Source organism: Armatimonadota bacterium (genome assembly GCA_013359125.1).
Taxonomy (GTDB): Bacteria; Armatimonadota; Fimbriimonadia; order Fimbriimonadales; family GBS-DC; genus JABWCR01.
Genome location: JABWCR010000005.1, coordinates 76,123 through 93,769 on the forward strand (window position 1 = coordinate 76,123; position 17,647 = coordinate 93,769).

18 protein-coding genes are annotated in these 17,647 nt (G+C 57.8%); 14 read left to right on the top strand and 4 right to left on the bottom strand.

Features of this window, described 5'->3' with window-relative positions; genetic code table 11:
* The first annotated feature begins 10 nt into the window (after positions 1-10).
* The 14 genes from HUU60_04100 to HUU60_04165 are packed head-to-tail and all read left to right on the top strand — an operon-like array spanning position 11 to position 11,522.
* Positions 11-949, top strand: coding sequence for an LD-carboxypeptidase (locus HUU60_04100; GenBank protein NUL81892.1), 939 nt, complete (start codon positions 11-13; stop codon positions 947-949).
* Positions 946-2,343, top strand: coding sequence for a phosphodiester glycosidase family protein (locus HUU60_04105; GenBank protein NUL81893.1), 1,398 nt, complete (start codon positions 946-948; stop codon positions 2,341-2,343). The genes HUU60_04100 and HUU60_04105 overlap by 4 nt, the downstream gene beginning before the upstream one ends.
* Positions 2,340-3,791: an apolipoprotein N-acyltransferase gene (gene lnt / locus HUU60_04110; GenBank protein NUL81894.1), complete on the top strand. Its 1,452-nt coding sequence runs from the start codon at positions 2,340-2,342 to the stop codon at positions 3,789-3,791. Before HUU60_04105 ends, lnt begins: the two co-directional genes overlap by 4 nt.
* Complete coding sequence (gene ffh / locus HUU60_04115; GenBank protein NUL81895.1) at positions 3,775-5,097, top strand: signal recognition particle protein; 1,323 nt, start codon at positions 3,775-3,777, stop codon at positions 5,095-5,097. The genes lnt and ffh overlap by 17 nt, the downstream gene beginning before the upstream one ends.
* Before the next feature lie 49 nt (positions 5,098-5,146).
* The gene (rpsP, locus tag HUU60_04120; protein NUL81896.1) at positions 5,147-5,413 is read left to right on the top strand and encodes a 30S ribosomal protein S16; all 267 of its coding nucleotides are present in this window, start codon (positions 5,147-5,149) and stop codon (positions 5,411-5,413) included.
* Positions 5,413-5,673, top strand: a complete 261-nt coding sequence (locus HUU60_04125; protein ID NUL81897.1) for a KH domain-containing protein — start codon at positions 5,413-5,415, stop codon at positions 5,671-5,673. The genes rpsP and HUU60_04125 overlap by 1 nt, the downstream gene beginning before the upstream one ends.
* Positions 5,660-6,202 (top strand): 16S rRNA processing protein RimM, encoded by a 543-nt coding sequence (gene rimM / locus HUU60_04130; protein ID NUL81898.1) that lies wholly within the window; start codon positions 5,660-5,662, stop codon positions 6,200-6,202. The genes HUU60_04125 and rimM overlap by 14 nt, the downstream gene beginning before the upstream one ends.
* Positions 6,192-6,947, top strand: coding sequence for a tRNA (guanosine(37)-N1)-methyltransferase TrmD (trmD, locus tag HUU60_04135; protein ID NUL81899.1), 756 nt, complete (start codon positions 6,192-6,194; stop codon positions 6,945-6,947). The genes rimM and trmD overlap by 11 nt, the downstream gene beginning before the upstream one ends.
* Complete coding sequence (gene rplS / locus HUU60_04140) at positions 6,944-7,312, top strand: 50S ribosomal protein L19 (GenBank protein ID NUL81900.1); 369 nt, start codon at positions 6,944-6,946, stop codon at positions 7,310-7,312. The genes trmD and rplS overlap by 4 nt, the downstream gene beginning before the upstream one ends.
* Before the next feature lie 5 nt (positions 7,313-7,317).
* Positions 7,318-8,082 (top strand): signal peptidase I, encoded by a 765-nt coding sequence (lepB, locus tag HUU60_04145; GenBank protein ID NUL81901.1) that lies wholly within the window; start codon positions 7,318-7,320, stop codon positions 8,080-8,082.
* Between the two features lie 2 nt (positions 8,083-8,084).
* Entirely contained in the window at positions 8,085-8,819 is a 735-nt protein-coding gene (gene rph, locus HUU60_04150) for a ribonuclease PH (GenBank protein ID NUL81902.1), read from the top strand.
* Positions 8,816-9,418, top strand: coding sequence for an RdgB/HAM1 family non-canonical purine NTP pyrophosphatase (rdgB, locus tag HUU60_04155; protein NUL81903.1), 603 nt, complete (start codon positions 8,816-8,818; stop codon positions 9,416-9,418). Before rph ends, rdgB begins: the two co-directional genes overlap by 4 nt.
* 28 nt (positions 9,419-9,446) lie before the next feature.
* The gene (locus HUU60_04160; GenBank protein ID NUL81904.1) at positions 9,447-10,691 is read left to right on the top strand and encodes a hypothetical protein; all 1,245 of its coding nucleotides are present in this window, start codon (positions 9,447-9,449) and stop codon (positions 10,689-10,691) included.
* A gap of 60 nt (positions 10,692-10,751) precedes the next feature.
* Positions 10,752-11,522: a prepilin-type N-terminal cleavage/methylation domain-containing protein gene (locus HUU60_04165; GenBank protein NUL81905.1), complete on the top strand. Its 771-nt coding sequence runs from the start codon at positions 10,752-10,754 to the stop codon at positions 11,520-11,522.
* A gap of 201 nt (positions 11,523-11,723) precedes the next feature.
* On the opposite strand, the gene HUU60_04170 is transcribed toward HUU60_04165, so the two are convergent.
* The 4 genes from HUU60_04170 to HUU60_04185 form a co-directional block, all read right to left on the bottom strand.
* The gene (locus HUU60_04170) at positions 11,724-14,846 is read right to left on the bottom strand and encodes a hypothetical protein (protein ID NUL81906.1); all 3,123 of its coding nucleotides are present in this window, start codon (positions 14,844-14,846) and stop codon (positions 11,724-11,726) included.
* Between the two features lie 174 nt (positions 14,847-15,020).
* Positions 15,021-16,397, bottom strand: coding sequence for a sugar ABC transporter substrate-binding protein (locus HUU60_04175; protein ID NUL81907.1), 1,377 nt, complete (start codon positions 16,395-16,397; stop codon positions 15,021-15,023).
* 4 nt (positions 16,398-16,401) lie between these two features.
* A complete protein-coding gene (gene hisI, locus HUU60_04180) occupies positions 16,402-16,761 on the bottom strand; it encodes a phosphoribosyl-AMP cyclohydrolase (protein NUL81908.1) in 360 nt (119 codons plus the stop codon).
* Positions 16,762-16,764: 3 nt separating this feature from the next.
* Positions 16,765-17,625: a PKD domain-containing protein gene (locus HUU60_04185; protein ID NUL81909.1), complete on the bottom strand. Its 861-nt coding sequence runs from the start codon at positions 17,623-17,625 to the stop codon at positions 16,765-16,767.
* Positions 17,626-17,647 lie beyond the last annotated feature (22 nt).

Sequence of the window (17,647 nt, forward strand, 5' to 3'; positions counted from 1 at the left end):
ATCGAGGGCGATGAGCCTTCTTAAACCCCGACGCATCGCTCCCGGCGCCACCATCGGCATCGTTTCGCCCTCCAGCCCTATCGACCCCGAAAAACTGGAGAAGGGCCTTCAGCCTTTCTATCAGCGCGGCTATCGCATCGTGATGGCCGACCACGCATTGGACAAGCGGGCCTATCTGGCCGGCACGGACAAAGACCGCGCCGCCGACCTGATGAAGATGTTTGCCGACCCGAAGATCGACGCCATCGTCTGTTCGCGAGGCGGGTACGGCGCCGCGCGCCTGGTTCCTTATCTCAATGCCCAGTTGGTTCGCGACAGTCGAAAGTTGTTGGCGGGCTACTCCGATATCACGGTGCTCTTGCTTTGGATGCTGAAGCAGGCCGGTTTGATGGGCTTTTATGCGCCGATGCCGCTCACCATGTCTCGGCACATTCCCGATCATGCTTACGAAGTGATGTGGCGCGCGTTCGAGGGCGATCAGCCGCTTGGCTGCTTGCCGACTTGGGATCCGCCGTTCAAGACGTTGCAGCCGGGCGTGGCGGAAGGTCGGATCACGGGCGGGTGCCTTTGCCTGGTGGCAGCGTCGGTCGGTACGTCTTACGAAATCGATTCTAAGGACTCTATCGTAGTAATAGAGGACGTGGACGAGCCGCCCTATCGTCTGGACGCCTTTGTGAACCAGTTGAAACTTGCAGGCAAATGGGACGACTGCAACGGTGTAGCGATCAGCGAGGACACGAACTGGGAAAGCAAGGTGAGCGAAGGGGACGACACGCTGACGCCCGACGAAGTTTGGCAAGATTACTTTGCCGATCTGGGCAAGCCAGTGATCACCGGCTTCCCGTTCGGCCATATCGCCGATCCACTGACCTTGCCTTTTGGAGCGCTCGCCCGGCTGGACGCGGCTACAGGCAAATTGGAAGTTTTGGAAGAGGCGACCAGCGCATGAGAGCGCTCGTCGTTCTTCTGTTAGTTTGGGGCGCTGCATGGTGCCAGGTCGAGCGAATCAGCAAGCGCCTTACGCCGAACGTAGAGTTGGTTCAAGAAATCTCCTCGCAACCGCCCGTGATAACCACGGCACTGATCGTTCAGCCAAAACCATCGGTGCGCGTTCAGGCGCATGTGAGCAATGATGTTATCTCTTCGGACGGCGAAAGTCGCGGACGAGAAGCGACCTCTCGAACGGCGCGCCGACATCGAGCGCTGGCTGCTGTGAATGCCGACTTCTTCCCTTTTACGGGCGATCCGTTGGGATTGTGCATTGTGAAAGGCGAACTGGTGAGCGAACCCTACCCGGGCCGGCCCGCCATTGGATGGACGACCGACGGCAAATTCGTGCTGGGCGCCCCTAAGTTCGAAGCAACCCTCACTCTGCCAGACGGATCGAAACAACCCGTCCATGGCGTAAACCGGGCGGCCAAGCCTGGCGAGATCGTTTTTTGGAGCGGAACTTGGGCGAGAAGAGGGAACGCGGAAGCATCGAGCAAGATCATCGTCTTGGAGACCGTGCAAAAGCCCATTGCTACCGGTCGGAAAATTCGCGGCATAGTGCGAGAGACGACCGAGGGCAACAATGTTGCCCTGCCCAGCACGGGCGGAGCGATCTTCTTTTGTAGCGTCGGCACAGCGCCAAACCTTGTGAGCGGCGATCGCGTTACATTGGAATTCGCGCTGAGCGACGCGCCGAGCAATCAATGGAACCGAGTCTACGAGGCGGCAGCCGGCGGCCCTTGGATATTGCGCAACGGATTTCCTGCCGACCAAGCGACCTTTGAGGCGGGAGGATTTAACGCCGCATTCTGGCGAAACCGCCACCCGCGCACGGCAGTCGGCGTTTCCGACAAGGGCGAACTGATCATGGCTACTGTCGATGGCCGACAGCCTCAGAGCCAGGGCGCTTCCCTCCCCGAACTCGCTTCGATCATGAAACGTCTGGGCTGCAAGGACGCGATCAACCTGGACGGCGGCGGCTCGACCACCTTCGTCGCGCTCGACATGATCCTAAACAGCCCGTCGGACGGCACCGAGCGACCTGTTGCCAATTCGATCTTGGTGTTCGATGATTCGGTGCGGCTGATTCCAGACGGACACGAGGCCGAACTGATCCCCGAATCGATCGTCCTAAAATCGGGCGACCAGGCGGAGTTCAAGCTGATGGTAGACGGCTCGCCTACAATCCCAGACAAGGCGATTTGGGGAGCGACGGTCGGTTTTATCGATCAAAAGGGACGATTTACAGCTGTGAAGCCGGGCCAAGGTACGGTAACGGCATTCTATAACGGCGGATGGGCATCAGCGACAGTCGTTGTGCTTTCGCCCGAGAACGAACCGCCCAAACCATGATCGCGCCGCTGATCGTCAGCGCGCTGATCTCGGCCAGCAGCCATGCGCCGCTCGACCTTGGTTGGGCGATTCTGTTCGGACCCGCGATCTTCTGGCGCCAATTGATCGGCGCTCGCGCCAAAACCGCCTTCTTATCCACTTGGCTTTGGTGCTTCCTTTACGGGTGCTTTTTGGGCTGGCCCATAGCCTATCTAATCAAGGATCAAACGAACAGCTGGTTTGCAGCGATCGTCGGTCTGACGCTGATCATCGGTCTTCAGGCCCTTTTCTTGGCGCCCTTTGGCCTGATAGCAGTCCGAATGAGAGGGATTCTGATACCTATCGGCTTTGCAGCGGCCTGGACAGTGGTCAATTATCTTCGCGGCCTTGGACCGACCGGCTTCGTATGGGGACACTTTGGAGTCGCGCTGCACGATCTGCCCTTGCTGGCTCTGCCTATTCGATGGATGGGAACCTGGGGTCTGGAGTTCCTGATCGCGCTTCTAAACGCTACGATCGCTTTGGCGTTCTGGAAGAGGCGCTTCTGGCCATTGCCGTTTGCCTTGCTCGCGCTTTGGTTTGGTCTCGGACTTGGCGTTCGAAGTTCTCTGCCTCAACCGGACGGATCGCTAAAAGTTGCGGTTTGCCAGCCCAATGTTGAACTTAATCGTCACTTTGACGACTCGGAGCAGGACACCGTTCGTGCGATCTTGTTCGATCAGATCGAAGAAGCGGCAGCGAAAGGCGCCCAGCTCGTCATCTTCCCTGAATCGATCGAGACCGACGACGATGCGTTCGACATCTACCAATCGATGGCCGAACGACTCCAAATCACTATCATGCTTGGGGCGCCTCGACGCACCGATTCGGGTTCGTTTGGAACCGTTTTCAGCTTCATGCCGAACTACGAGATCGACTTCTATGATAAGGTGAGGGCGGTGCCTTTTGGCGAGTTCATCCCATTCAGGCCGGTTCTGGGTTTTGCCGAATCGTTGGGAGCGGTTGGGGGGGACCTGCTCATTGGCGCCGAAGCGAGACCGATCCAAAGCGGCCATAGAATTTTGGTCGGCGCGCCGCTCTGCATGGAAAGCACATACCCCTGGATCGCCGCCGAGATGTCGCGCCGGGGCACTCAGCTCTTTGCGCTCGGATCGAACGAATCGTGGTTCGGCCGCACGCCCGCGCTCGATCAGCACGCCGCCTTCACTGCCCTTAGGGCCATGGAAACGGGCAAAGTCTGGGCTCGCTCGGCCCCGCAGGCGGTCAGCGGCTTTTGGCATCCAGACGGCAAGAAAGCGGCCTTTTCGAAATTTGTAGCACAAGTTTCAGTACAAAACGCGCCCCTGTTCAACGCTCCGACCCTTGCGTCGCGCCTGGGCGATTGGCCGGTTTGGGCAATGGCCGCGCTGCTCGTTCTGCTCCTTCTGCGCCCGGCGGTATACTTGCCCAACGATGTTCGACAGCCTTAGCGACAAACTCCAAAGCGTTTTCGACAAGCTCCGCGGTCGCGGCACATTGAGCGAAAAGGACGTTGACGAAGCCCTCCACGAAGTGCGCATGGCGCTCTTGGAAGCCGATGTCAACTTCAAGATCGCCAAACAGTTCGTCGCTGCCATCCGCGATAAAGCCGTCGGCGAAGAGACGCTCAAGAGCCTGACGCCGGGCCAACAGGTCGTCAAGATCGTGCACGACGAGTTGGTCGAACTGTTGGGCGGCGAACCTCTGCCTATTAACTGGGCGTCGGACGGTCCGACCACATTTATGCTTTGCGGCCTTCAAGGCAGCGGCAAGACCACGACCGCGGCTAAGCTGGCGCTGTGGGCAAGATCGCAAGGCAAACGCCCCCTGATGGCCGCCTGCGACGTGAAGAGACCCGCGGCCGTCGCCCAACTTCAGGCGCTCGGAAAGCAACTGAACATCCCGGTCCACTCGGTCGAAGGAGGATCGGCGGTCGATGCGGCCGCCTCGGCGATCGAAGCGGCGCGGGCTGCCCATTGCGACCTAATTATTCTCGATACCGCGGGGCGTCTGCAGATCGATGACGACCTGATGGCCGAGGCCGAGGAGATCAAGCGCAAGACGCGACCGAACGAGACCTTCCTTGTACTGGACGCGACGACCGGACAAGAGGCGGTCAATGTCGCCAAAGCGTTCGATGAACGGGTTGGCATCGATGGCGCCATCATCACCAAATTGGACGGCGATGCTCGCGGCGGTGCAGCGCTTTCGATGCGAGCGGTTACCGGCAAACCCATCCGATTTATAGGCATAGGGGAGCGCCCCGATGCGCTGGAGCAGTTCCATGCCGACCGGATGGCGGGCCGCATTTTAGGCATGGGCGACATCATGACCCTTATTGAGAAGGCCCAAGCCGACAGCGACATTGAGGAAGAGAAGCTCCTGCAAAGGAAACTAAGAGACGCCTCGCTCGATTTCGAGGATTTTCTGGCTCAAATGAAGAAGATTCGCAACATGGGACCGTTCGACCAGCTCCTCAAACTGATCCCCGGCTACTCGCAGATGCGCAAACAGTTGGCAGGGTTCGAGCCGGACGAAAATCAGCTTCAGCGAATGGAAGCGATCGTTCTCTCGATGACCCGGTACGAGCGCAAGCATCCCGAAGCGCTCAACTTTAGCCGAAAGAAGCGGGTGGCAAAGGGCAGCGGCACCAAGATCGAAGAAGTGAACGAACTGGTCAAGCGCTTTATGGAGATGCGCCAAATGATGAAGCAGTTTAACAAGATGCAAAGCTTGGTCAAGAAGCGGCGCCGCTGAACCCGTAGGGTATAATGGCCTTTCGCTGAACTGGAGGACAGGCAATCGAATGGTTCGAATTGGACTAAGAAGGACGGGCAAGAAGAAGAGGCCCTACTACCGAGTGGTGGTGGCGCCGGGCACGGCTCCGCGCGAAGGCCGCTTTGTAGAGATTATTGGACATTACGATCCGATACCGGATCCGTTGGTGATCGACTTCAACGAGGAGCGCGCGCTCCATTGGCTCCGATGCGGCGCCCAGCCGACCGAAACGGTGCAGAGACTGATGAAGAAGACCGGCATCTGGGCAAAGTTCAAGGGCGGGGCCGAGGCCTAATGGCCGAGCAATTCTTAGAGGCCCTCGTCAAGAATCTTGTCGACAACCCGGACAAGGTCTCGATAACGGCCGAAAATCAACCGGGCGCCGTCAAATATCGCGTGCACGTCGCGCCCGAGGACAATGGCAAAGTAATCGGCAAGGGCGGCCGGATTGCCAACGCCATTCGGACGGTAACAAAAGCCATGTCCAACAAGGATCGACGCCGGGTGTTTGTCGAAATTCGAACCGAAGATCAAGCCGGGGATGCCGAAGAGTGAGCCCCGGATTCCGAAACTCGTTCGGAAATGGGTAACGGTCGGCATCGTCCTTAAGCCGTTTGGGCGGCGCGGCGAAGTCAAAGTCCGCCTCGAAACCAGCTTCCCCGAGCGTTTCTCCCCCAAAAGCCGTCTGTATGCTTGGCGCCCTTCGCCCGATGGCCCCGCCGAAAAGCCGTTCCCTTTGATCGTTCGGTCTGCTAGGGATTCTTCTGGTACGCTTCTGATCGGATTTGAAGGCGTCGAGACTATAGACCAGGCCGACGACCTGCGGGGGGCCTGGCTGATGGTGCCGCGAGAGGAGCGGATGCCGACGACCCAGGACGAGTATTACGTATCGGACCTGATCGGCATCGACGTTTACACTCCTGAAGGCGAACATCTGGGCAAGCTGGCCAACGTGATCCAAACACCTGCTCACGACGTGTACGAAGTTGGAAAACTCCTGATACCGGCGGTCAAGGCCTATGTCCTGAGCGTCGATATGGCGGCGAGACAAATGACCGCACGGAAGCCCGAAGATGCGGATTGACATCGTCAGCCTCTTTCCCGAGTTCATCCGCCAAGGCGCCGATCTCAGCATTCTTAGCCGAGCCCAGAAAGCAGGCGTGGTCGAGATTCATGCCCACCAACTGAGAGATTGGGCGGAGGACAAGCATCGGACTGTCGACGACGAGCCTTACGGCGGCGGCGCGGGCTTGGTGCTAAAGGTCGAGGTGATCGCGCGTTGCGTTCAAGATTTAATGGCGAAAGTTGAACAGAGCGATCTCGCCGTCGTTCTAATGGAGCCGCAAGGCGAACTGTTCGATCAATCCGTTGCCAGAGAGTTGGCCCAGCACGATCGATTGATCATTGCTTGCGGTCGATATGAAGGCTTTGACTGGCGTTCGGCAGAGATTCTGGGAGCGCGAAGGCTCAGCATCGGCGATTATGTGCTGACCGGAGGCGAGCTGCCCGCCTTAGTGGTAACGGATGCGGTCGTTCGGCTGTTGCCCGGCGCGCTGGGAAGCGCAGATTCATTGGATCAAGATTCGTTTCTAGAGCCTCTCTTAGGGTATCCTCAATACACTCGTCCGGAAACCTTTGAAGGATGCAAAGTTCCGGACGTGTTGCTGTCTGGACATCATGCAGAGTTGGCCGCCTGGCGGCGCAAGCAGCAGTTATTATTGACGCGGCGTCTGCGCCCAGACCTGTTCGCCCGAGCCGAGCTCAAACCGAGCGACGTTGCGCTCTTGCGCGAAGCGGCAGAAGAATTGGAAAGAGGTGAGGATCCATGAGCGACATAAAGATTAATCGGGGCATCATCGCGGAGATCGAAAAAGAGCAGATGAAGAGCGACGTGCCGCCCATACGCCCGGGCGACACGGTTAAAGTGAGCGTCCGAGTGCGCGAGGGCAACAAAGAGCGACTGCAGGCTTACGAGGGCGTTGTGATCGCTCGCAAGCACGGCGGCATTCGAGACACCATCACGGTTCGAAAAATCTCTTACGGCGTGGGCGTGGAGCGTACTTTTCCCGTCCATGCACCGATGATCGCGAAGATTGAAGTGTTGCGCAAAGGGCGCGTGCGACGAGCCAAGCTTTACTATCTGAGAACTCGATTTGGCAAGGCCGCCCGCCTGAAAGAAGACATGACCCGATAACCGCCATGATCGAATGGATTGAATATCTGGCACGTCTCAGCGTCAGCACCATCGTTGTCAGCACGCTGATCTTTACGGTTGTTCGGGCTTTGTCATCTCAGGCGCCGGGGCGTTTGGGCCGCTTTGTCAGCGACCTGATGGACGCGCTGATCTACGCGGGCATCTTGGTCTACTTAGTCATCCGGCCGTTTGTCGCGCAGCCGTTCTATATTCCGTCCGAATCGATGGTGCCAACCCTGTTGGTCAAGGATTTTGTGATGGTCGGCAAGTTCAACTACCGGATGAACGAACCTGAGCGCGGGGACGTGGTCGTTTTTCGAGCGCCCGACCATGCTCTTCATCCTGGCCAAGTTCCCGGCAAGACCGACTTCATCAAGAGGTTGATCGGCTTGCCGGGCGATGTGATCGAGATAAAGAGCGGCGAAGGCGTCTATCTGAACGGCAAACTGGTCGAAGAGCCGTATCTCAATTCGCCGCCCAACTACAATATGAAGATTCGCGACGGCCTAGTGTACGAATACGATGCGGTGGGCAACGTATGGAAAGGCGGCGAAGGCATGAAGCACGAGCCGGTGCTGGACGAAGAGGAGGCCAACCGCGCGATGAGCGAACCGTCCCAACCGATACCGTCCGGCAAATATTTGATGCTGGGAGACAATCGGCCAGCCAGCAGCGACGGGCACGAGTGGGGATTGCTAGACGAGTGGCGCGTTGTGGGCAAAGCGCTCTTTAAGTTCTGGCCGCCCGGGCGAATCGGCAAGGTCAACTAGATATGCAGCGCCGCATCGATGGCCGTCAGGCCGATCAACTCAGACCTTTGACCATTACTGCGGGCGTAAACCCAGCTGCCGAGGGTTCTTGCGAAATCAGCATGGGCAACACGCGCATCTGGATCGCCGCATCGGTCGAGGATCGCGTGCCTCCTTTCCTAAAGGGCTCGGGTCAAGGATGGATAACGGCCGAGTATGGGATGTTGCCTCGTTCGGGGCGTCAACGAAGCCAGCGCGAGGTCAATCGAGGCGCGCCGGGCGGACGAACGCACGAGATTCAGCGCCTGATCGGTCGCTCGCTTCGCTCGGTCGTCGATCTAGAAAAGTTAGGCGAAAAGACGATCACGCTCGATTGCGACGTGATCATGGCCGACGGGGGCACGCGAACGGCCGCGATCACGGGCGCGTTTGTGGCTCTTACGGAAGCGTTTCGATGGATGATCGACCAGGGTTATCTCAGCAAGTTTCCGTTTCAGGAGCGGTTGGCGGCCGTTAGCGTCGGCGTCATTGGCGGTCAGGAGTATCTCGACCTATGCTACGAGGAAGATTCTAAAGCTGGCGTCGATATGAACGTCGTCATGACCGATCAGGGTCGATTTGTAGAGATTCAAAGCACAGCCGAGGGCAACCCCTTCACTTTGGAGCGCTTTAACAGACTGCTAGAGGTCGCCAAAAACGGGTGCCAAAAGATCTTCGAAGTTCAATCTTCGATTATCGATGAATTGATGCGGGCATGAGCCTGACAATAGTCGTCGCCAGCCACAATCGCAAGAAATCTGGCGAGATGATCGCGATTTTGACCGAACTGCTCGATTCTCCGAACATCTCTTTATTGGCCGACTTTGAGGGGGCTCCAGAACCGGAGGAGACCGGGCAGACGTTTCAAGAAAACGCCGCGATCAAGGCTCGGGCCTGCGCTCAATTTACCGGCTTGCTGTCGATAGCCGACGATGCCGGCCTTGTGGTCGATGCCTTGGGCGGAGCGCCCGGACTTTATTCAAAGCGGTTTGGAGGCGAAGAGACCTCCTTTGGCGAGAAGATGGCGCTCATCTTGGAAGAGATGAAGGAGGTTGCCGAGCCAGATCGCGCCGCCCGATTCCAATGCGCGGTCGCTATCGCTTGGCCGGACGGACGATTGGAGTCGGTCGAAACGACTTGCGAAGGACTGATCGCTCAAGCCCCGCGCGGAACTTATGGATTTGGCTACGATCCGATTTTCTTCCTGCCTGAACTCGGTTGCACAATGGCCGAATTGCCGCCCGAGTTCAAGAACCGCATCAGCCACCGAGCCAAAGCGCTGAAATTGGCTTCCGAAATCCTCCAAAGCCAAGTATAATATCTGAGTAGAAAAGGAGGATTTCGCCATGCGAATTGCTATGGTTCTTGCATCTGCGCTCGCGCTTACTGCGGCATCGGTCGCTCAACCAAGCTTTACTCATGAAAAGCGCATCGATCTGACGCCGCATTTTACAGGCAACCCTATTGGCGACCTGGTTTCCGACGTGGCCTTTGACGGCACGAACGCTTATGTGATCGGCGCTCGATCGGCCAGCGGTCTTGGCCCGGTCGGCGTGGTCAAGGTGAACAATGTTCTTGGCAGCCATTCGCTTCAAGACCTACTAACTCTCGATCAGGACGGCGTTCGAGACGCTAAGATCGTGTACCACGAAGGCAACATCTACATTGCCACCGGCATGGGCAATGCAACGGGCAATCCGGCCACCACGGGCGTCCGCAAGTACGACACCAGCGGCAACCAGGATGTGCTGTTTTCCACCGACGGCCAGATTATGCCGGCCGAGTTGGATACCAGCGCTCGATTGGACGGCCTTGGGATCGACCCCGGCGTAGGCGGCGGGCCGATGCTGGCCATTATGTGCCGCGGCCGCGGCATTGTATTCCGAGCCGATTTGGCGTCGGGCGCTTACGTAACGGCTAATCGCATCGTTGCGCCAACTAACCCGAACACATGGCGGGACGTTGCTTTCGACCGGTTCGGCCAAATCTACGCGCGAATGGACAACGACGTTTTCTATGGTCGCCGAACATCTGCAACAACGCTCTCTGGAAACACATTTGTGAAGATCATCGACCTGCCCGACTCGACATTGCGCTTCAACATGAACACGGAGTACTTTGAGACCACTCAGGGCGATCGGCTCGTCATCAACAGTCGAGAATTGGACACCAACAACGACGATGTGGTCAAGAAGGCTTTGATATACGCCCACAACGGCACAGCCTGGGCGTTGGAGCAAGAGTTGACCGGTGCCGAGCCGTTGCCCGACAACTCTGTGCCAGAAGCCTTCCGCACAGGCATTCTCAGTTTCACATCGGCCGATGTGGGCGGGCAGAACTATCTGTTCATTGCTCATCACAGCCCTCGGCTGTTCTTACAGGCGGATATCAACGGCGACGGCATCGTGGACGACACCGACTTGGCAATGGTCTTAGAAGCCTTTGGAAACGCGGGCATCGGACTTCCGGAAGATGTGAACGACGACGGCGTGGTCGATGACACCGACCTGGCCATAGTGTTGGAATCGTTCGGGATGATCGAGCCGCCATCGAAGTGGCTGGACATCTATCGAGAGAACATTGACGAGTAAGCGAGATCGAAGCCCCTTCGGGGGCTTCGACTCTCAATAGAATTGGCCATAATAGTTGATATGAAAAAGGGCTTCACGCTGATCGAACTGCTGGTAGTGATCGCCATTATCGCGATTTTGGCGGCGATACTCTTCCCTGTCTTTGCGCAGGCAAGAGAGAAGGCGCGCCAATCGATGTGCGGCAGCAACATCCGGCAGATCGGTATGGCTTCGCAGATGTATCTGCAGGACTTTGACGAGATGTACCCCATGTACCAATACTCGGTCGCCGTTGCGGCGCCTCCGGGATTCTGCCGAAACGAGTTTAGCGGACAATCGATCACCATCGGATTTCTATTGCTGCTTCAGCCCTACTCCAAGAACAATCTCTACTCTCGCTGCCCGACCGCTAAAGAAGCGAACGAATCGACCGCGGTGGGTCGGCGTTTGGCCTGCGAGGGTCGGATTGGGTATGGGATGGCCTATCCGACGCCAGGATGGTTTGCGTTCAACGGCAAGATTGAAAACCCTGCCGGGCATCTCTACCTCATGGACTCGAAGCCGGACGGATCGCAGAGCCTGCCCATCCACGAGAGCACGGGCGCCTACATGAACCACGTTACGACGCCGTTCGGCGCGTATCAGGTGAGCGGCGCGATCTGCGATTGGCACCAGCGTCCCCATGCCCGACATAACGAGATGGTGATGGTCTGCTACATCGACGGGCATGCGGGCGCGTCGCCCTTCCAAAAGGTGTACGGCGTGCGAGAAAGCCAATGCGAGGGGATCAATTGCTGCAACCTGACGCTCAATCCGGCCAACTATCCCGAACTGTGGGAGCTTTGGAAGTAATTCGCACTCAGATTTGTGCTACATTTTGAAAAAATCCCGTTCGTTTGAACCTGTGACCGGGAGGGCGAGCGTCCCCGCGAGCCGAGAAATTAAAGCCTCCACGCCAAACGGCGGGTGTAGAGGCATGAAGTCTTCTTTTGTGGCGGATTCGTACTCAGATTTGTGCTACATTTTGAAAAAATCCCGTTCGCCCTCCGGGATTTATGAGTTTTGGAAGTAAACGGTCAGTCGATCGCCCGCCTTCAGCTGCGCCTTTAGCAGGAGAACGACGACGCCTTCGTTCAACTCCATCTTGCACGGAAGGCTCTTGCCGTTCAAAGCGGCCTTGACGCTTTTTGGTTTGCTGTCCGCTCGAAAACGAAGCTCCTTGATCGATAATCGGCCATAGACGAGATCGACCTGTTCGTTCTGGCCTTTCTGATCGATCTTCTGTTGGAACAGTCCCCAACCTTCCGAACCGACGAAGAAGCTGCTGTGGTCGTGCGGCTGCCATTTGGGAGCAAAGCCCAGGATGCCGGCCGGTCCGTCAAAAAAGAACCCTTGGCTGGCGAGGAGAAGCGAGTAGGAGCTCATTGAGCGCGCGTAGAACTTGCCGCATTCCAAGTCGTTGAACGGGTTGCCTCCCGGACCGGAGTTCAGGCCGTCTCGGCGCGCGCCGTCGTATCTGGCACGAGCGGCCGTAATCAGTTTGCGCGCCTCATCCAACATGCCTTCGCAGGTCAAGAGCGCGGCGACCTCGTACTCCATACCCGGCCAAACCTCGTCCGCATAGATGATGAACGGGTCAGGCCGACCGCCCCTGGGCCAAGTGCAGAGCAACAATCCTTGGTCCGAATCGAGCGCATAGCGACGCGGTCTTTGCACAAAACGCCTGAAATGATCGCGAAAGTTGTGCTTGACGATGGCCTTCAGCGCCGAACGAATCTGATCCTTTGGATAGAGCGCTTCCAATCCCAGCTGCTCTGCCCACCACTGGCCGATCAGTTGATCGGAGTGGCAGCCGGTAAGGTAGTCGTGCGCCGGTCGAGCATCTGGAATCTGGATGAAGTATTCGCCGTTGAAGAGCCGACGGGATTGCAGGCGAGAGCCGGAGCGACGGATTCGACGATAGCGAGAGGCGGACCGGCGATCTCGCGACTTGAGCGCCATCTGCTCCGCTGCCGCCAGCGCGCAGAGGTATTGCGAGCCTAAGAAGGTCGTCTCACCGCCAGTGGCGCAGTCATAGGTGTTCCATTGGTGCCCGCGCAATACGCCCGATTCGTCCGAATCGAAGGTCTTGATCAGCCAATCCATCGCCAACCGGATTCGGGGCCACAGAGCCGTCAAGAACGACTCGTCCGGTGCGGTCAGAGATTCTCGGTAGGCCGCTGTGATCGCTGCGCAATGACCGTCTACGAAGGCATCGTGCGGCGAGTGTTGCCGGTGGGAGGTCTCGCCGTCTTCGTGAAGATAGGTTATCAGATCGGATCGGCGCATGTTTCGTCCAATCTCGGGGAAGAGCCGCGCATGGGTCTGCGCGTAGTTCCAAACATGGGTGCAGTTCAATGGGCAGCAGCCGTACGATCCTTCGAACCCGCCAAAGTAGCCGTCTTCCGACCAATAGCAGGTCGGGCTGCGCGGTATGACCGCCTGAGAGGTGATCGAATCGAGAAACTCGGGCGGGATGTTCGATCGATAGATAGTATCGCGATAGGCTTTGGTCCAACCCCAGAGGCCAGAGAGGTTTTCCCTTACGTAGTCGACGACCGAATCCACCGACGGGAACCGCCCGCAGTAACGATTGCCAAAGCGTCCGAACCGATCCACATTGGGATAGCGCCAGGCGAGCACGAAGGTGAAAGTCGCCGATTGGCCCGGGCGCAGCGAAACGGGCGCTGCAACCCCGCTGTCCTTTTTGGCAGCATTCTTCGCATCGCACCACCAGGCTATCTCTCCGTGCTCTGGATGCCCGCTCTCCAGCCATGCGCCCCGCTCGATTTGGCCGATTTCTCTTAGCAGACGCTCGATCTCGCTATTGTTCAGGTCGCCTGCGAGCGAGACGTAAACCGTGGCGTCCGAACGCAGCAGCGCGCCGACCGGGTTTCCGGCTTGATCGACGTCCAACTCCAGTTCGTCTGAAACTCGCTCGCGCCTGACCGCGGGATTACGGTTGACTTTGGTCCAATCGACTTCGATTCGTCGCAAGAGATCGCGCAGGGCGGTAAGGGAATCTTCGCTTCGCATCTGGGCGGCAGGCGGATCGTTGGAAAACAGGATTCGATCGACGTTTATATGTCCCCAAGGCCCCTTTTGATCGTCAACGATCTCCAATCTCGCCGACTTGCCTTTCAGATCGCGCACATCCCACTCGTGCGGCTCCAATCGCTCGTTGTTGCGACCCGTGGCCGTCCGCGCGACCTTATCATCGACAACCAAATTGATACACGTCTTGCCTGCGTGGGCACCGCCGCCGATCAAGAAACCGATGTAATCGTGCTTTATCTGGAACGACCGAGAGCGCATACGTCCGGTTAGATCGTCGTTATTTCGATAGGAGTTGACCAGACGCTGACCGTGATAGCCTGTTACAGACTGCTGATTGGGGAACGTGCCAGGCGCCGGCCCATCGCCGAATGCATCGCCTGCGACTTCCCAGCCATCGTACTTCTCGCTTTCGAAGTCGTCAAATATCTCCCAGTCCGGCGCGGACTGCAGGACTTCTGGCTGGACGTTTGCCAGTAAGAGCGCCCCCTTCGCGGCGATGCACTCGTTGGCAGCGGCTAACAGCGCGGGGTACTTTGGCTCTTGCGGATGGCTCCAGCCGACGCGATCCAGGTAGACCATGGGCAAACTTTCGGCCAGACTGCCGTCCCGCCGCCGAGCATGCACCGGCCCGGGCAGAAAGCGCGTCTCGTCGCGATACGGGTTGGGCGCGTTCGGCAAAGTCGCAAAGATCTCTCCTCTTGCGGCCTGGCGACTCACATTGGTCAGCGTCCATCGAAAAATGGCGCAAGGCAGCGAAGAGTTCTCGACGTCCAATGGAATGAAGGGATTGAACGCTTCTAGCGTCGCTTTTAGAGGCTGACTATCGAACGTCAGTCGGGCGATGGGGTAACCGCCCTCGAACTCCAAGTTTCCGATCGGCTTTGTCGAACCCTCGCCGACTGATTGCAAGACCCGGGTTTGGCCATTGGCCGTCAGCCCAAAGTAGGCGTTTGGCAGTCGTTCTTCGGTGAAGTTGTTGGCAACCTGCCAGACCGCCAATCGCCCTTGCCCGTCCAGCCACACGGTGCCCGTACCAATGCCGCCAATGGGCATCATGACGTATTCCAGATTCCGGCCCATGTATCGCCTCGGTCTATTGATCAGAGGCAGGTCGTCCTTCTGTCGCCCTATGGGCGGCAGTGGCGCGATGGCTGCCCTCCGTCGAGCAGATGCCGAGGTGAGTCGAACAATCTCCTCGCGGGGCGCAGGCTCTCCACAATTGCCGCCCGAACAGCCGCAGTCTCGCGGCATCGTCTAATTACCTGGCCGGTGCGGGCTGTTGTCTAGCACGGTTTGGATCTCTTTGGCCGCAGTGTCCAGCGCGGCTTTGGGCGCTTTTTGTCCGACAAAGGCGAGGTTGAGCTCGCGCTGGAGGATGCTGAGCATCTCGGAGTAGTCCGGGATGTTCCAAAAATCGCGCGTGAAGGGGATGCTATCTACCACGGCCTTGTTTCGCGAATTGAGCGCGGATTGATACTCTAGAAGGTCTTTACGGCCCGATACCAGCGCGCTGCTCGGATCGTCCAGCATGGCCTGTTGCGTTTCTTTGCTCATTAGCCACTGTAGGTAGAGCCAGGCTTCTTTCTTGTTCTTGGAGAAGGCGCTGATTCCGCTGGCTTGGCAGCCATAGATGGCGGCGCGCCTTATTTGGCCGGTTGCGGGGTCTTTAACGCCAGGCACGATGGTGTAGGCCATCTTGCCCATTACCTTGGACTGCTTGGGGTCTTCCAAAAACGCGCCGAACGTCGCCCAAAACTGCCCCATACCGACTTGACCTTGCGAGAAGGCGTTGAATACTTCCTCGTTGCCCCAGTTGGCGCTCTCCTTGGGCACGATCGCCAAGGGGTTCATCCAGGTGCAGAAGAACTCTAAGGCTCGAACGTTTTCCGGACTGTTGAGTATGCCGTCCGTTCGCCAGGTCTGCGCGTCCCAGATGTCGCCTCCGAAGCTCCAGAGAATGGGCAGGAAGTCTTGGCAGATGTAGTCTCCCGACCGGGATGCATGGGTAACGGCGCCATGAAATCCGGGTTTGGTGATGCTTTTGGCCAATGCGGCAAAGTCTTGCCAGGTCTCTAACTTGGATGGGTCGGTTACCAGGTCGCTTCGATAGAAGAGAATCTGCGCGCCGTTCGACCAAGGGAAGCCATAAACAGGGGTTTCCTTGTAGGCTGTGAACTTTCCTTCGTACAGGTCGCGCTCGTCTGTGGGATACTTGCCCGAACGGTAGGCCCACTGCTCTACAAAGTCGTCGAACGAAATCTTGGCGTCGGAACTGTTTAGATACTCCTCGGTGTCCAGCCGTTCCAGTCCTTTGCCGGCGACGAACGAGCCGAGCCACTGGCTGTCGTAGTGGACGATGTCGTATTCGGCGCTTTGCGATCGCATAACGTTGTTCATCTTGGTCTCGATGTTGTCGTATCGGTTGGTCTCCAAAATGACTTTGATGCCGGTTTCTTTGGTGAATATTTCGTCCGCCAGTCGCTGTTCGACCGTAGCCTGGGGCCAGTTTAATGCGAGCACTTTGATCGTCTTTTGTCCGGTCGTCGATCCGCCTCCGCTTGCGTCCTCTTTCTTGTTGCATCCCACCAACAAAAGTAGCGCGAGGCCTATCCATAGCGCTCCGTTTCTCAATGTTCTAACCTCCCTGTTTCTCCGAGTTGATCTTGAGTTCGTCTCCATCGGCTGTGCGAAAGAAACACGATCGGTAGTTTTCGTGGCACGCCGGGCCGGTTTGGTCGACCATGATTAGCAACGCATCTTGATCGCAATCGATGCGGATTTCCTTGACCTGTTGGATGTGTCCGCTGGTTGCTCCTTTGACCCAATATTCTTGTCGCGAGCGGCTCCAATAGGTGGCGCGGCGGGTCTCAAGAGTGCGGCGAATCGATTCTGCGTTCATGTAGGCCAGCATCAACACATCGCCGTTCTGGGCGTCTTGGACGATGGCCGGTATCAGCCCGTTGGCATCGAACTTGAGACCCTCGATCCAGCCCATTCTTTAGGTGATGGTCATCTTGAGCGTTACCGTTGCGGGCTGCTTTCGCCCGGCGCCGTCCTTGATGGTGAGCGTGATGGTGAATTCGCCCGCCTTTGGGAATCGGTGCCGCAAGGTCGCTCCGGACGCATCAACCTCGGCGGAATTCCCGCTCATCAGGTTCCATTCGTAGACCAACGGCGAAGAACCGCCATCGCCAAATGCGTAGAGCAGTATCTCGTCGTTGCTGGCGACGATAATGCGGGGGCTTTGTCGCGAGTCGTATTGAACGCCGTTGATCACGGCCAGAAAATAGCCCTGAATCGGCGTGGAATCGGTCGCCACGCTGATCTCGCCGATGTAGACGGTCGATCGCGCATCGCCGGATATTCCGATGCGCTTGATAATGCCGTTTGAACGGGCTAGGTCGGGGATCGCGCTTAGCGGAATCGCCATCGGATACCACTGCGTGTTGGCGGCCTTCACCTTGTCGATTGTGTGCAGGCTCTCGGTCAGCTTTCCGTCGGTGGTTTCGATGACGATTCGGATCTTTGATAGGGTCATCGGGCGCGACGAGCCGGACGCTTGCTCGACCGGCAATCGTAGCGCGACTTTCATCAATGCGCCGGGCTGTTGCAAGGCTTGGCTGACGTCTCGGCCGCGCTGAAAAGCGATCCATCCGCCGCCGTGAAGTCCAAAGAACGTCGTCTTGAACGAGTTGCCGTTGAGCGCAACTTCGTTCGTCTCTTCAATCTTGCCCGATCCAAACGATGCGATTTGGATATCGGAGTTGGCCAGCGGCTGGCCGTTGTATAAGTCCTGCGCGCAGGCGGCAATGACCCAAGTCAGGCCAAAGCCGACGGCGAGCGTCTTGATCCAGTTCATTCAAGCAACCTCCGTCAGGTTA